Annotated in this window: 15 protein-coding genes and 1 pseudogene; 4 read left to right on the top strand and 12 right to left on the bottom strand. The window is 73.9% G+C overall.

The features are described 5' to 3' along the window. The first annotated feature begins 27 nt into the window (after positions 1-27). Positions 28-534, top strand: coding sequence for a phosphoribosyltransferase (locus WBK50_RS15675; RefSeq protein ID WP_341336331.1), 507 nt, complete (start codon positions 28-30; stop codon positions 532-534). Here the strand turns inward: WBK50_RS15675 and WBK50_RS15670 are convergent. From WBK50_RS15670 to WBK50_RS15645, 6 genes and pseudogenes are all read right to left on the bottom strand, one after another. Further along, the gene (locus tag WBK50_RS15670) at positions 531-2,228 is read right to left on the bottom strand and encodes a DUF885 domain-containing protein (RefSeq protein WP_341336330.1); all 1,698 of its coding nucleotides are present in this window, start codon (positions 2,226-2,228) and stop codon (positions 531-533) included. The genes WBK50_RS15675 and WBK50_RS15670 overlap by 4 nt on opposite strands. 104 nt (positions 2,229-2,332) lie before the next feature. Beyond that, a complete protein-coding gene (locus WBK50_RS15665; RefSeq protein WP_297499571.1) occupies positions 2,333-2,674 on the bottom strand; it encodes an RNA polymerase-binding protein RbpA in 342 nt (113 codons plus the stop codon). 356 nt (positions 2,675-3,030) lie between these two features. Beyond that, positions 3,031-4,344 carry an MFS transporter gene (locus tag WBK50_RS15660; protein WP_341336329.1) on the bottom strand — a complete coding sequence of 438 codons (1,314 nt, stop codon included), beginning with the start codon at positions 4,342-4,344 and terminating at the stop codon, positions 3,031-3,033. 25 nt (positions 4,345-4,369) lie between these two features. Continuing rightward, a complete protein-coding gene (locus tag WBK50_RS15655; RefSeq protein ID WP_341336328.1) occupies positions 4,370-5,173 on the bottom strand; it encodes a glycerophosphodiester phosphodiesterase family protein in 804 nt (267 codons plus the stop codon). Between the two features lie 26 nt (positions 5,174-5,199). Continuing rightward, positions 5,200-6,408, bottom strand: a complete 1,209-nt coding sequence (ligD, locus tag WBK50_RS15650; RefSeq protein WP_341336327.1) for a non-homologous end-joining DNA ligase — start codon at positions 6,406-6,408, stop codon at positions 5,200-5,202. A 283-nt stretch (positions 6,409-6,691) separates the two neighbouring features. Then, positions 6,692-7,147, bottom strand: a pseudogene (locus WBK50_RS15645) (DNA polymerase ligase N-terminal domain-containing protein); the annotation flags it as partial. Between the two features lie 28 nt (positions 7,148-7,175). Here WBK50_RS15645 and WBK50_RS15640 point away from each other — a divergent pair. The 3 genes from WBK50_RS15640 (at position 7,176) to WBK50_RS15630 (ending at position 8,342) form a co-directional block, all read left to right on the top strand. Beyond that, positions 7,176-7,373, top strand: coding sequence for a (2Fe-2S)-binding protein (locus WBK50_RS15640; RefSeq protein ID WP_341336326.1), 198 nt, complete (start codon positions 7,176-7,178; stop codon positions 7,371-7,373). 142 nt (positions 7,374-7,515) lie between these two features. Further along, entirely contained in the window at positions 7,516-8,001 is a 486-nt protein-coding gene (gene bfr, locus WBK50_RS15635; RefSeq protein ID WP_341336325.1) for a bacterioferritin, read from the top strand. A gap of 116 nt (positions 8,002-8,117) precedes the next feature. Continuing rightward, positions 8,118-8,342, top strand: coding sequence for a DUF3072 domain-containing protein (locus WBK50_RS15630; protein ID WP_341336324.1), 225 nt, complete (start codon positions 8,118-8,120; stop codon positions 8,340-8,342). Between the two features lie 149 nt (positions 8,343-8,491). Here WBK50_RS15630 and WBK50_RS15625 read toward each other — a convergent pair whose 3' ends face one another. From WBK50_RS15625 to dhaK, 6 genes are all read right to left on the bottom strand, one after another. Beyond that, positions 8,492-9,160, bottom strand: coding sequence for a recombinase family protein (locus tag WBK50_RS15625; protein WP_341336323.1), 669 nt, complete (start codon positions 9,158-9,160; stop codon positions 8,492-8,494). Between the two features lie 26 nt (positions 9,161-9,186). Beyond that, positions 9,187-9,351 (bottom strand): hypothetical protein, encoded by a 165-nt coding sequence (locus WBK50_RS15620; RefSeq protein WP_341336322.1) that lies wholly within the window; start codon positions 9,349-9,351, stop codon positions 9,187-9,189. 125 nt (positions 9,352-9,476) lie between these two features. Beyond that, a complete protein-coding gene (locus WBK50_RS15615) occupies positions 9,477-10,565 on the bottom strand; it encodes an MBL fold metallo-hydrolase (RefSeq protein ID WP_341336321.1) in 1,089 nt (362 codons plus the stop codon). A gap of 140 nt (positions 10,566-10,705) precedes the next feature. Further along, entirely contained in the window at positions 10,706-13,132 is a 2,427-nt protein-coding gene (ptsP, locus tag WBK50_RS15610; RefSeq protein WP_341336320.1) for a phosphoenolpyruvate--protein phosphotransferase, read from the bottom strand. Further along, a complete protein-coding gene (gene dhaL / locus WBK50_RS15605) occupies positions 13,129-13,770 on the bottom strand; it encodes a dihydroxyacetone kinase subunit DhaL (protein ID WP_341336319.1) in 642 nt (213 codons plus the stop codon). Before dhaL ends, ptsP begins: the two co-directional genes overlap by 4 nt. After that, the gene (gene dhaK / locus WBK50_RS15600) at positions 13,771-14,769 is read right to left on the bottom strand and encodes a dihydroxyacetone kinase subunit DhaK (RefSeq protein ID WP_341336318.1); all 999 of its coding nucleotides are present in this window, start codon (positions 14,767-14,769) and stop codon (positions 13,771-13,773) included. Positions 14,770-14,811: the final 42 nt, after the last annotated feature.

Raw genomic sequence — 14,811 nt, 5'->3', positions numbered from 1 at the left:
CCCGTGGTGCGTGAAAAGCTCTCCGCCATGGCGGACGAGCGCGAGACGCTGACCTGGGAACTGTTCGGGACGGCGTCCCGTGAGCTCGCGGTGCAGGTCGCGGACAGCGGTTACCGGCCGGACATCATCCTGTCGATCGCCCGCGGCGGGCTCTTCGTCGCGGGCGCCCTCGGCTACGCCCTCGGCGTGAAGAACCTGCACGTCATGAACGTCGAGTTCTACACCGGCGTGGGCGAGCGCCTCCCGATGCCGGTGGTGCTGCCGCCGGTCCCGAACGTCGTCGACCTGTCCGGCGCGAACGTCCTCGTGGCGGACGACGTCGCGGACACCGGCGCCACGCTGAAACTGGTCCGGGACTTCTGCGGGGACAAGGTCGCCGAGGTCCGCACCGCCGTCGTCTACGAGAAGCCGCACAGCGAGGTGGCCTGCGAGTACGTGTGGCGGCGGACGGGCCGGTGGATCAACTTCCCCTGGTCCACCCTGCCGCCCCTGGTCGACGAGCCCGGCCGGGTCGCGGAAGCCCAGGGCGGCTAGAGCACCGCCAGCTCGGCGACCAGGTCGTCGAGGCCCAGCGAGCCCTGGGACAGCGCCGCCATGTGCCAGCGCTTCGGGTCGAAGCCCGCGCCCTGCCGCGTGCGTGCCGCCTCCCGGCCCGCCAGCCAGGCCCGTTCCCCGAGCTTGTAGCTGATGGCCTGCCCCGGGCCGCCGAGGTAGCGCAGCAGCTCGCTGTCCAGGAACTCCGGGTCCCGACCGCTGTGTGCGCCGAAGAAGGTGCGGGCCAGGTCGTGGGTCCACGTCTCGCCGGCCCCGATCGGCGAGTCCGCCGGGACGGCCAGCTCGAGGTGCATGCCGATGTCGAGGACGACGCGGATCGCCCGCATCATCTGCGCGTCGAGGTAGCCCAGGCGCTCACCGGGGTCGGTGACGTAGCCGAGCTCGTCCATCAGGCGCTCGGCGTAGAGCGCCCAGCCCTCGACGTTCGCGCTGACCATGCCGACCTCGGTGGTCTGCAGCGTGGACAGCGCGCCCGAGCGGTGGGCCCACTGCGCGAGCTGCAGGTGATGGCCCGGGACGCCCTCGTGGTACCAGGTGCTGACCAGGTCCCACATGGGGAACCGGGTGCGGCCGAGCGTCGGCAGCCAGGTGCGGCCCGGGCGGGCGAAGTCCAGCGACGGCTGGGTGTAGTACGGCGCGGCCGCGCTGCCCGCGGGCGCGATCCGGGCCTCCACCCGCTTCAGCGGCGGGGCCAGGTCGAAGTGGGTGCCGTCGAGCTCGGTGATCGTCTTGTCCATGAGCGCCTGCAGGTGCTCCCGGACGGCCTCGACGCCCTCGATCGCCGGCCCCTGCGTGTTCAGGTACGCCATCGCCTCGCTCGCGGTGAGCCCCGGCCGCACCCGCTCCGCCTCGGCCGCCATCTCCCCGCGCAGCCGCAGGAACTCCGACCAGCCCCACTCGTAGGCCTCGCGGGCGTCGATGTCCGCGCCGTTCCAGCGGCGGGCGGCGATCCGGTAGCGCTCCTCGCCGACGGCGTCCGGAGTGCCCTCGGCGGCGGGCCGGTACTCCCGGGCGAGGACGTCCCGCAGCGCCGCGGCGGCCTCGGTCGCCGAGCGCGCGCCGGCGTCCAGCTCGGAGCGCAGGCCGGCGGGGACGTCCGCGTCGTCGGTGAACGTGGCGAACCAGCCGCGGCCGTCCCCGGCCGCGACCCAGGTCTCCAGCTGCGCGACGACCGCGTCGACCTGCCGGGGCGCGGCGAGCAGCCCACGACGGGCGCCCTCCCGCAGCGACTCGACGTAGCCGCCGAACGCCGCCGGGACGGCCGCGAGCCGGCGCGCGACCGCCTGCCAGTCGTCCTCGGTGGCGGTGGGCATCAGGGTGAAGGCCGTCCGCACCTCCTGGACCGGCCCGAACAGCGTCTGCACGGTGCGGAGCCGTTCCCCAGCGGCGCTCGAGGCGAGCTGGGCGCCGAGGCGCTCCCGGAGCAGCCGGGCGCAGCGCCGCTCGTCGTCCCCGTCGACGCCGGCGGCCTCGACGGCGTCGAGCGAGGTCAGCGTGTCCAGGGCGAGGGCGTCGAGCGCCTCGCCGCCCGCGGGGGAGAGGTCGGGCAGCCGGTCCGCACCCTCGGCCAGGCCGATCGAGGTGGCCAGCAGCGGGTCCAGGACGGCCTGCGCGGTGACATGGGCGTCGGCGAGGTCACGGATCCGCCTCGTGGCCGCGGGGGTGTCGGGCATGGCCCCATCCTGGCGACCTGCCCCGGACACGACGAAGCCGGGCCCCACGGGAGGTGGCCCGGCTTCGTGGTGTCTGCGCGCGCGTCAGCGGTGCATCGGGGAGGTCACGCGATCTCGGCGCGACGCTCCCGCAGCAGCTCCAGGCGCTCCGAGAGGAGCTCCTCGAGCTCGGCGATCGAACGCCGCTCCAGGAGCATGTCCCAGTGCGTACGCGGCGGCTTGGTCTTCTTCTGCTCGGGCTCGACACCGTCCACCCGGCGTCCGAGCCCGCCCTGCGGGGACTCCCAGGTGGCGGGGGCCTCCGCGTCGTTCGCGAACGGCACCTCGAACTCGTGTCCGTTGGACAACGCGTAGCGCACCATCTGTCGCGGCGCCAGGTCGTGGTTACGGTCGGTCTCGTAGCTGACAGCCCCGAGCCGGCTGCCACGAAGCACGCGGTCGGCCATGCGTCATCCTCCCCATCTCAAAGCCGAGAGGGCGGCACCCCTCGACGGTCACGTCGTCGCCACCCGGTGTAACGTCTGCTGCCAGGCGTCCATTCCCGAGCGGGGCGCATTCACTCACCGTGCCGTCGGGCGTGTACCCGACGGCGGTTCATGGCTGCCCGAGGTGAGAGTGTCCACCATCTGGCCCTCTGACACACGCCGATGTGACCTGTCAGCCAAGTGTGACTTAGCTCACCGGTTCTCGCGCGTTATTTACATTGACGCCCGTTTCTCGTTACCCGTTGCTCGCCGTGGATCGCTCGATCGTCGAGTTGTCGCAGGTCAGATGGTCCGTGACGGCAGGGGCACGGGGGACGTCAGGCGGCCGGCGCGACGGCCGGCGCGGGCGCCCGGACCTTCCAGAGCGCCAGCAGGCCGAGCGCGAGGACGAGGAGGATCCCGGCCATTCCCGCCCGGTCGGTCGCGAACAGGTACGTGAAGAGCCCGACGAGGGTCGGTGCGAGGAAGGACACGGCCCGGCCGGTCGTCGCGTACAGGCCGAAGAGCTGGCCCTCCTGGCCCACCGGGGTGAGCCTGGTGAGGTAGGTGCGCGACGACGACTGGGCCGGCCCGACGAACAGGCACAGCGCCAGCCCGAAGATCCAGAACGCGGTCGGCCCGGACAGGAACAACAGCACGACGCCGACGGCGATCATCCCGATCAGCGACCCCGTGACGACGATCTTCGGGCCGCGCCGGTCGTCGAGCCTGCCGCCGGCGAGCGCCCCGACCGCGGAGACCACGTTCGCCGCCACCCCGAAGATCAGCACGTCGTCCGCCGCGATGCCGTAGACCGTCACCGCGAGGACCCCGCCGAAGGTGAAGACCGCGGCGAGGCCGTCCCGGTAGAGCGCGCTCGCGGCGAGGAAGTAGACGGTGTGCGGGCTGGCCCGGTAGAGGTCGCGCAGGTCCCGGAAGAGCTTGCGGTAGCTCGCCGCCACCCCGAGCCGCGGCGCCCGCTCGAGGGCCGCCGGGGCCTCCGGGACCATCCGGAACAGCGGGATCGCGAACACCGCGAACCAGATGCCGGAGAGCAGCGCGACGAGCCGGATGTTGAACCCGTCCTCGGTGCTGACGCCGAGCAGGCCCCCGTCGTCCGCGATCAGCAGGACGTACGCCGCCAACAGGGCGACGATCCCCCCGAAGTAGCCCATCGACCAGCCGAAACCGGAGACGCGCCCGATCGTCTCGGGCGTGGAGATCTGCCGGAGGATCGCGTTGTAGCCGACGACGGCGAGCTCGTAGAACAGGGAGGCGCCGCCGAGCAGGAGCAGGCCGAGCCAGAGGTAGTGGTGGTCCGCCCGGACCGCGATCATCGCGAGCAGGCACAGGACGCAGGCGGCGGTCCAGAGCCCGGTCGAGCGCAGGCGCCGGCCGGCGCGGTCCGCGGACTGGCCGATGACCGGGGCCATCAGGGCGACGATGAGCCCGGACGCCCCGACCGCCCAGCCGAGCCAGCTGTTGGCGCTGATCGAGCCGGGGAGCCCCTTGCCGACCGAGTCCGTCAGGTAGACCGAGAAGACGAAGGTCAGGACGATGACGTTGAAGCCCGAGGAGCCCCAGTCCCAGAGCCCCCAGGCGACGATGCGACGTCGCGTGCCCGCGTCCTTCTCCGGCGCCCGGCTGCTCATCCGCGCACCTTATCCGCAGGATGGATCAACCGGGCCACTCGCCGCGGGACCTCAGCACGTCCCGCAGCACGTCGGGGCGGTCGCTGAGCAGGCCGTCGACGCCGAGGTCCAGCAGCTGCCGCATCTCGGCCTCGTCGTTCACGGTCCACACGTGCACCTCGATGTCCCGCCGGTGCGCCTCGCGGAGCAGCTCGCGGTCCACCACCCGCAGCGTCCCGAGCGCGCGGGGCAGCTGCGCCAGCCCGCCGGCGACCCGCGGCAGCAGCGGGCTGACCACGCCGGTCGGCCCCGGGACGGCCTTCAGCCACGCCCGGCCGCGCAGCCCGATCGCGGCGCTCTGCCCCATCGAGGTCAGCAGCCGGCCACCACCGGCGGCGCGGGCCCGGCGCAGCCGCGCCTCGTAGAAGGCGCCCAGGCACACGCGGTCCCAGGCGTCGAGGCGCTCCAGCACGGCGAGGGTCGGCAGGACGACCGCGTCCGCCTTCAGCTCGATGGTGAACCGGGTGGTCGGGAGCGTGCTCAGGACGGTCTCCAGGCGCGACACCGGCTCGAGGCCCGCCACCCGGGCGGACCCGATCTCCGCCGCGGACAGCCGGGACAGCGCGCCGTGGCCGTCGGTGGTGCGGTCCAGGGTCGGATCGTGGTGGACCATCGCGACGCCGTCGGCGCTCGCGCGCACGTCCATCTCGATGTAGGAGAAGCCCTCGTCCACCGCCCGGACGAACCCGGCGAGGGTGTTCTCGCACCCGGCGAGCTCGCCGATGTGCCAGCCGCGGTGCGCGTAGGCCCGCGGATAGGGTCCGTCGAGGTACGGGTGCCGATCTCCCACGTGTGAACCCTGCCACCCGGGCCCGATCACCCGCGACGGGGGAGTCGTTGACGATCGGTGAACAACAGGGGTGCGAGCAGGTCACCGTGCTCGTCCAGACGGGCGGGCAGGTCGTCGAGGGTGAAGATCAGGTCCTCGGGCCGGCGGCACGCCCGGACCTCCTCCCACGTCACCGGGGTGGCGACCGTCGGGAGGGGCCGCCCGCGCAGCGAGTAGCTGGCGATGGTGGTCTTGGCGGTGTCGTTCTGGCTCCAGTCCACGAACACCCGCCCCCGACGCCGGGCCTTCGCCATCACCGCGACGACCCGCCGCGGCTGCTCGCGTGCGAGCCGTACGGCGACGTCCTTCGCGAACTCGACCGTCCGCTCCGCCTTCGACACGGTGACGGGCATGTACAGCTGCAGCCCCTTCCCGCCGGACGTGCGCGGGTAGGCCCGCAGGTCGTCCTCGGCGAGGACGTCCGCGATGAGCTCGGCGACCCGGCAGCAGTCGACGACCGTCGTGCCCTCGCCCGGGTCGAGGTCGAAGACGACCAGGTCCGGGTTGTGCCGGCCGCCCCGGGGGCCCACCTTCCACTGCGGGACGTGCAGCTCCAGCGCCGCGAGGTTCGCGGCCCAGGCGAGCCCCTCCACGCTCTCGATCAGCGGGAAGTCCGCGTTCTCCGACCGCCCGCCCGGCGTGCCGACCCGGACCGTCCGGATCCAGGGCGGCGCGTGCCGGGACACGTCCTTCTCGAAGAACGACGGCTTCTCGACGCCGTCCGGCCAGCGGACCATCGTCACCGGCCGGCCCTCGAGGTGCGGCAGCATCACGTCGGCGACGCTCAGGTAGTGCGCGAGGACGTCCGCCTTCGTCGTGCCGGTGGCCGGGTACAGCACCTTGTCCGGGTTCGTCAGCTTCGCCCGCCCGACCTTGGTCGGGACCCGCGGCCGCGGCGGCGGCGCGCGCACGCCGGCCTCGATCCAGTTCTCGCTGGGCCCGGCCTCGTACGAGGAGTCGACACGCTTCGCGACGACCCCCGGCAGCCCCTGGTCCCGCGCGGCGGCGAGCACCGCGTCCGGGTCGCTCGCCGGGAACACGGGCGCGACCCGCCAGTGCGGTCCGGTGAGCGGCAGCTCCTCGAGCAGCCTCCGGCGTTCGCGGAACGGCAGGCAGCGGGTGTCCCGCCCGTCGAGGTACAACAGATCCGAGATCCACAGCTCGCCGGCCCTCGCCAGCTCGGCGTCGAGCAGCATCGACGTTGCGCCTAGCGACGGGCCGAGCTTCCCGCAGCGTCGGGACCGTGATCTCCTCGCCGTCCGCGGTCACGACGGCCCGGCCGCCGTCGACGCGCACCAGCACCCGGCGGCCGCCGAAGCGGATCTGCAGCGCCCACTCGTCGCCCGTGGGGAGCTCGCCGGGCGCGCCCTGCATGGGCGCCGCGGCGCGGGGGAGAGGGGAGTGGCCGCGGACCGGCTCCGAGCGGCGCAGGATCCAGCCGTCCCGGCGCTCCCGGTTGCTGCGGATCAGCACGAACCGGCCCTGCGTGCGTTCGCCGTGCAGGCGGAAGGCGACCTCGCGGTCCGACCACTTCTCCGCTTCGTACGTGCCGTGGTCCCAGATGGTCATCCGGCCGCCGCCGTACTCGCCCTTCGGGATCTCCCCGGAGAACTCGAGGTACTCCAGCGGGTGGTCCTCGGTGCGGACGGCGAGCCGGACCGTCTCGGTGTCCGCCGGGAGGCCCTTCGGGACGGCCCAGGAGGCCAGGACGCCGTCGTGCTCCAGGCGCAGGTCCCAGTGCAGGGCGCGAGCGTGGTGCTCCTGGACGACGAACCGGTCGCCGCGTCCCGCGGCGGGCTCCTCGTCCGGGATCGGCTCCGGGGTCCGGTGCCGGTCACGCTTGCGGCGGTACTCGTCGAGCGGCACATGAACGAGCCTAACCAGGCAGCGCGGGTGAAGCGGACCTTGCCAGCAGGGGATGCCGGATGGCAGCATAGGCTTACCTGACTGAAGGGTGGCCTGCATGTACGTGTGCATCTGCGCGGCGGTGACGGACGTCGAGCTGCGTGACTGCATCGGCGAGGGCGCCCGGACCGTCGAGGAGGTCGGCGAGGCCTGCGGGGCCGGCACGGGCTGCGGTTCGTGCCTGAACGCCGTGGACGTTCTGCTGGCCACGGAGCTCGCGCCGTCGGAGATCGCGGGGCTCCCGCTCACGGCGTGACGCACCGTAGGATCTGATTCCCCAGCGTCACCTCCGCAGAGGGCTGCCTACCCGATGATCAGCCCGCCCTGCATGGTCCCGGCAGGTCAGAAGCCACTAGCGTCGTCGTCGCCCTTCAGTGCGACGACCGTGAGGACCTTCCATGCGTGGCGACCCCGAGATCATCTCGTTGCTCAACGACCAGCTCACGAGCGAGCTGACCGCGATCAACCAGTACTTCCTGCACGCGAAGATGCAGCAGAACTGGGGCCTCACGAAGCTCGCCGCGTACACCCGGGCCGAGTCCATCGACGAGATGAAGCACGCGGAGATCATCACCGATCGCATCCTCTTCCTCGAGGGGCTGCCGAACTACCAGCGGCTCGGGACCCTGCGGATCGGGCAGAGCGTCAAGGAGCAGCTGGAGGCGGACCTGCAGATCGAGCTCGCCGTCGTCGAGCGCCTGCGCCCGGGCATCACGATGTGCCGCTCCAAGGCGGACCACACGACGGCCAACCTGTTCGAGGAGATCCTCGCCGACGAGGAGCACCACATCGACTACATCGAGACGAACCTCGAGCTCATCGAGCGCCTCGGCGAGCAGCTCTACCTGGCGCAGCTGGTGGACCAGCCGCCGACCCCCGGCTGAGCCGGCGACGCAGGGGCCCCTGTGCCGCAGGGGTTCCGCGCCGACACTGTCATAACATCCGGGCCGGACACCGACTCGCCGCGCGAGAGCGGGCGATCGAAGATATGTTCGATTCCATGACGAATCAGAACAGCGCTCCGCAGCAGACCGGACCGGCCGAGAAGGATCCGGACGACTGGACGACCGGCGACGAGCCGATGACCGGCCCGCAGCGCTCGTACCTCGAGACGCTGGCCCAGCAGGCCGGCGAGGACGCAGCGGACGATCTGGACGGCCTCAGCAAGGCGGACGCGTCCAAGCGGATCGACGACCTCCAGGCGAAGACCGGTCGCGGCAACTAGGCCGGCCACGGGGCGCCTGCCGCGCGACGGGACATCGGACGCACGGCAGGGCCCTGAACGGCCCCTTTCGCCGGTCTCACCGCCTTCTCCATTGAGCCGATAATCGACGTTATGACAACTCGGCTCTTCCGGCGACGCATACTTCGCTGCTAGCGGGCGAGTACAGCGGCATCCTGACTCTCGAGCACCGCCTTCACGGCGCTCGCGTGCCACTTCGTCCCGCCCCTGCCGGTGAGGACGCCGTCCGCCTCCAGGCCGGCGCCGATCTTGCGGAGGGACGCGCCGGCCCGGTGCTCCTGCACGATTCGCGCGATGGTCTCGGTGGACAAGCCCGACGGGCGGCCGAGACGGACACCGGTGGCCTTCTTCGCGGCGAGGGCCTCACGGGTGCGCTGCCCGGTGAGGCGTCGCTCGTACTGTGCACTGTTCGCGATGGTGTTCGCGACGAACTCCCCCGCCGGGGTGGAGGTGTCGACTCCGAGGTCCAGGAGGACCAGCCGCCACTTCTTCTCCGTGGCCCGCTCCAGGAGCTCCGCGAAGTCCGTGACCGACCGGGACACGCGGTCGAGCTTCGAGGCCATGAGGACGTCCGCGTCTCCACGGTCCAGGCGGGCCAGGGCCTCCATCAGGGCGGGGCGCTTCAGGGTTCCGCCGGACAGGCCCTCGTCCGCGACGATGGTCAGGTCCCACCCCCGCCGGACGGCTTCTGTCATAAGGGCGTCGCGCTGCGCGTCCAGGCCGGCGCCGGACTCCACCTGTCCCCCGGTGCTCACCCGGACGTACCCGATGGCCCGGACGATCTCCTTCTTGCTGCCCATCCCCCGACTGTACAGTAAAGGGTCGTCTACTGAACAGGCGGATCCTGGACGCCCTCCGGACGCTCCGCGGGCAGAGACTCCAGGGTGTCCGCGGCACCGAGGAGGTACGCCCTCTGCACCTCGTCGGCGGCGATCTCGCCCGAGTCGATCTCATGGATGAGCACGCGCAAGGCCTCCGCTGGATCGGTCACGGCTCCCCACTCCCCTCCTCGGCGGCGTCTGCCCCCGAGAGACTGTGAACGTAGCCGACCCGGGCATCAGGTCGTCCCCGAACGAGCAGTTCAGGACCGTGCGGCGAGTCCGCCCACGACGCCGATCACCCGGCTCCGGCTCCGGCTCCGGCTCCGGCTCCGGCTCCGGCGAAGGTGAAGGACGTACCCACGGCGTTCGGCACGAACGCCTCGGGCAGCGCCGCCGCCAACCGGTGCTGGGCCTTCCAGCCCGTGCAGTGCGCCGGCACGAGCACGTCGGGCGCCATGGCGGCGAACGCGGCCACGGTCGGCTCGATCACCGGCTCGAAGGCCGGTCCGGTGAGGTGGAAACCGCCGAGCAGGGCGTGCAGCCGGTCCACCCCGGTCAGCCGCACCGCGTGCCGGGCGATGTTCACCGCGCCGGCGTGCCCGCAGCCGGTGAGCACGACGAGTCCCCGTCCGCGGACGTGGACCACCAGCGCCTGCTCGTCGAGGATCAACGGATCGGGCTCCCAGCGTCCCTCGCGCCAGGCCTCGTGGTGGGGCAGCCCGTGTTCGAACTCCGTGGTGCGGTCGACCTCCCCGGTGATCAGGACCGAGCCGTCCAGCAGCAGCGAGGGTTGCCGCCGCTCGATCACCTCGAGGCCCTCGGCCTCCAGCGCGGACCGGCTCAGCGTCGGCAGCTCCCACGGCGGCTGGTCGGGCAGGGCGAAGCGGCGCCGGCTCCACACCAGCGGATGGACGGTGAGCGGCAGCCCGCTGCGGCCCCGCAACCGGGCCAGGCCGGGGAAGCCGCCGTCGTGGTCGACGTGGCCGTGGCTGAGCACCACGACCTCGATCGCGGCCACGTCGACGCCGAGCCGTTCGAGGTTGGTCGCCATCCCGTCCGGGGACACCCCGGTGTCGAACAGCACGGTGTGGGAGGTCGCGCCACGGCGGACGGTCACCAGCGCCGAGAAGCCGTGCTCGGCGACCAGCCCGGGAAAGGTGCGGCCCTCCTCGAACTGCGGGGCCGGGACCTGCGGCAGCCGGGAGAACGGTCTGCGACGGGCCGGGCCGGAGTCGCCCATCAGCGCGTCGTAGCTGTTGTCCACGAGCGTCGTGACGACGACCTCGTCGACCGGCTCCAGGGCGACGGGATCCACCGCCGGGGCCTCGGCCGGGCGCGGGAGGGTCGCTGCCACCTCCGAGGCCGTGCCACTGCCGTCACACATGACCCCATGGTGGACCCCACCGACCGTGGGGGCAGCGCGGCGGGCGACGACGCCCCCTTCGTCCTCCTCGGGCCCCATGACGCAGGGGCAGGAAGGCGTGCGGCGGCGCACCAGGGGGCACGCGGCCCAATCCGACGGGCTCAGCGCGCGTCGGCCACGAGGGCCCGCACCTCCGGCGCTCCGTCCGCGTCGAGCGCGGCGGCGGCGAGGGCCCGGGCGGTGGGCAGGTGCACCGCCCGTACGGCGTCCTTGACGACGGCGACCGCGGGCGCGGCCACGCTGAGCTCCCGCACCCCGAGCCCGACGAGCAGGGGCACCGCCGCCTCGTCGGCGGCGCTCTCGCCGCACACCGCGACCAGCGCGCGATCCCCGGCGCCCCGGCACACCGCGTCGACGAGCCGCAGCACGCCGGGGTCGAGCGGGTCCGCCAACGCCGCCACCGCCGGGTTGCCGCGCTCGGCCGCCAGCGCGTACTGGGTGAGGTCGTTGGTGCCGATCGAGAGGAAGTCGAGGTGCCGGGCGAGGACGCGGGCCTTCAGCGCGGCCGCCGGCACCTCGACCATGATCCCGACCTGCAGCTCGGCAGGGCGGCCGCGGCCCTCGCGGGCGATCGCGTCGTCCAGCGCGGCCAGCGCGGCCTGCACCTCGGGGAGGGTGCTGACCATCGGGAACATCACGCTGACCGGGGTCTCGTGGGCGACGCGCACCGCGGCGAGCAACTGGTCGGCGAGGAGCCCGGGCGTCGCGAGCGCCAGCCGCAGCCCGCGCACGCCGAGGAACGGGTTGGCCTCGGTGGGGGTCGGTAGGTACGGCAGCGGCTTGTCGCCGCCGACGTCGAGGGTGCGCAGCGTGATCCGCCGCCCGCCCAGCGCCTCGGCGACGGCCCGGTAGGCCGCCACCTGCTCGTCGACGCCGGGCGCGGTGTCCCGGCCGAGGAACAGGAACTCCGTGCGGACCAGCCCGGCGAGGTCGGCACCCGGCGCGGGCATCGGGTCCGCACCGACGTTGACGCCGACCAGCACCGGCGTGCCGTCGGCCGTCTCGGCGGGCGCGGAGGCCCGCGCGGCGGCGGCGCTCCGGCGGGCCGCCTCGGCCGCGGCGCGCTCCTCGTAGGCTGCCCGGACCTCCGGTGCCGGATCGACGACGACCTCGCCGCGGCCGCCGTCCAGGGCCACCACGACGCGGTCGGCGACGCCGAGGGGCCCCGTCCCGACCACGGCCGGGATCCCGCGGGCGCGCAGCAGCACCGCCGAGTGGGCGGTCGGGCTGCCGCCCTCCAGCGCGACCCCGGCGACGTGGTCGGCGTCGAGCGCGGCCGCCGCGGCCGGCGTCAGGTCGGGTGCGACCAGGACCACCCGCTGCCCGGGCGGCGGCTCGGGCAGCGCGGACGCCCCGACGAGGGCGCGCAGCACCTGTTCGCCGACCGCCTCGACGTCGGCGGCCCGCGCGGCCTGGTAGGCGTCCGGCAGGGCGCGCAGTGCGGCGGCGTTGCGGTCGGCGGCCGCCGCCCAGGCGCGCGCCGCCGACTCCCCGCCGTCGACCCCCGCGTACGCCTCCGTGAGCAGGTCGTCGAGCAGCAGCGCGTGGGCGTCGAAGATGCCGGCCTGCGCCGGGGCCGCGGCCCGGCTACGGGTGATCTCCTCGTGCGCCGCGGTGCGGGCCCGGCCGAGGGCGGCCCGCTCGGCCGCAGGTTCGCCCGCGGGGTCGTCCGGGACGGCCGGCCGCGCCGCCCGCGGCGTCCAGGCCGGACCCACGGCGGTGCCGGGCACCGCGGGCATCGGGCCTGGCGTTCCCGGGACCTGCGGTGGCGGCGCGTCGTCGACCTCCTCGTCGAACCCGCGCGCGGCCAGGGCGAGCAGCGCGTCGAGGGCCGCCCGCGCGCCCGGCCCGTCGGCCGCCGCCTCGACCCGGTCCCCCTGCCGCACACCGAGCGCGGCGACCCGGGAGAGGCTGGTCGCGGGCGCCCAGTCCGAGCCGGTCGTGGCGTTGCGCAGCCGCAGGTGCGTGTCGTCGCCGGCCGACCGCGCCGTGCCGACGAGCCGCGCGGCCGGGCGGGCGTGCAGCCCGTGCGGATTGACGACGGTGAACGCCTCCACGGTGACCGGCTCGTCCGGCGTGACTGTCGGCAGAGCGGCGGGTTCGGGAGTGGCCCCGCCCAGCTGCGCCTCCTTGGCCGCCAGCGCGGCCCCCGCCTCGGCCGCGACCGTGGCGGCGTCGGCCCCGCCCGCGGCGGTCACCGCGGCCACGACCAGCCCCTCCACCAGCGGCGCCGGGCACAGCAGGACCCGGTCACGAAGGTCGGCGTCGTCGAGCAGGTCGAGGGCGAGCTCGGCGGAGAGCACCGCGCTGCCGAGGTCCATGAGCACCACGACCCCCGCACCCCGGTCGGCCTCCCCCAGGGCCGACGCGATCGCCATGGCGTCGGTGCCGAAGGTCGTCTCGTCGAGGCCGGCGGCGACCTCGATCGCGACGTCCGGGCCGGCCATCTCGCGGGCGAGCCCGACCGCCGCCTGCGCCAGCCGCCGGCTGTGCGCCACGACCACCAGTCCGACGGGTCCGGGGGTCACGCCAGGACGTCGGCCGCGGCGGCGACGAGCAGCGCGGCCGACGTCGCGCCCGGGTCCTGGTGGCCGACGCTGCGTTCACCGAGGTAGCTGGCCCGGCCCTTGCGCGCGAGGAGCGGTGTGGTGGCGTCCCGGCCGGCGTCGGCGGCGCGGGACGCCGCCCGCAGCGCCGCACCCAGCTCGTCGCCGGCGGCGAGTGCCGCGTCCAGCGCGTCGGCGGCCGGCGCGAGCGCGTCGAACATCGTCTTGTCCCCGGCCTCGGCCTTGCCGCGGGCGACGATCCCGCCGATCCCGGCGCGGAACGCCTCGGCGAACCCGGCGGCGCCGAGCTCGGTGCGGTCCCCCATGGCCGTCGCCATGCGCAGGAAGAACGTGCCGTAGAGCGGTCCGCTCGCCCCGCCGACGGTGCTGACCAGGGTCATGCCGACCTGCTTGAGCAGGACCCCGGGTGCTGTGCCGTCCTGCGGGCCCTCGTCGAGCTTGGCCACCACGGCCGTCATCCCGCGGGCCATGTTCACCCCGTGGTCCGCATCGCCGATCGCCGAGTCGAGCCGCGTCAGCTCCTCGGCGTGCGCCGAGATCGCCTCGGCGAACGCCCGGATCCAGCTCTCGAGCTCGGCGGTCCCGGCCGTCCCGCTCATTCACACCCCCCAGCGCAGCCCGGGGGTGCGCACCGGCGCGTCCCAGAGCCGCAGCAGCTCGTCATCGAGCCTGAGCAGCGTGACCGAGCAGCCCGCCATCTCCAGGCTGGTGATGTAGGACCCGACCAGCGACCGCGCGACCCGCACGCCGGACTTCTCGAGGATGGCCGCGACCTCGCCGTACATCACGTACAGCTCGAGCAACGGGGTGCCTCCCATGCCGTTGACGAAGGCGAGCACGCCGTCGGAGCCGGTGAAGTCGAGGTCGGCCAGGATCGGCTCGACGAGCATCTCCGCGACCTCGCGCGCGGGCGCTGCGGGAACGCGGCGCCGGCCGGGCTCGCCGTGGATGCCGATGCCGATCTCGATCTCGTCCTCGGGGAGGTCGAACGTCGGCTGCCCCGCCGACGGCACCGTGCACGAGGTGAGCGCCATGCCCATGCTTCGGCCGGTCTCGTTCACCCGGCGCGCCACCTCGGCGACGCCGGCGAGGTCGCGGCCCTCCTCGGCCGCGGCGCCCGCGAGTTTCTCGAGCAGCACGGTGACGCCGACCCCGCGGCGCCCGGCGGTGTAGAGGCTGTCCTGGACCGCCACGTCGTCGTTCGTCACCACCGGCACGACCTCGACGCCCTCGGCCGCGGCCAGCTCGGCGGCCATCTCGAAGTTCATGACGTCGCCGGTGTAGTTCTTCACGATGTGCAGCACGCCCGCGCCGCCGTCGACCCCGACGGTCGCGGCGAGCATCTGGTCGGGAACCGGGGAGGTGAACACCTCGCCCGCACACGCGGCGTCGAGCATGCCCGGGCCGACGAACCCGCCGTGCATGGGTTCGTGCCCGGAGCCGCCGCCGGAGACGAGTCCGACCTTCCCCTGCACCGGGGCGTCGCCGCGGAACACGATGCGTTTCGAGAGGTCGACGCGCAGCTCGGGATGGGCCGCCGCCATGCCCCGGAGAGCCTCGGAGACGACGTCGGCCGGGTCGTTGATCAGCTTCTTCATCGAGGATCCCCCGTCGATGGCCCGCATGGTGTCCGAACGGCA

The sequence above is a fragment of the Pseudonocardia sp. T1-2H genome, assembly GCF_038039215.1.
Classification (GTDB): Bacteria; Actinomycetota; Actinomycetes; order Mycobacteriales; family Pseudonocardiaceae; genus Pseudonocardia.
The sequence above is the reverse complement of the archived record's forward strand: the minus strand, read 5'-3'. Positions and strand labels throughout refer to the sequence as shown.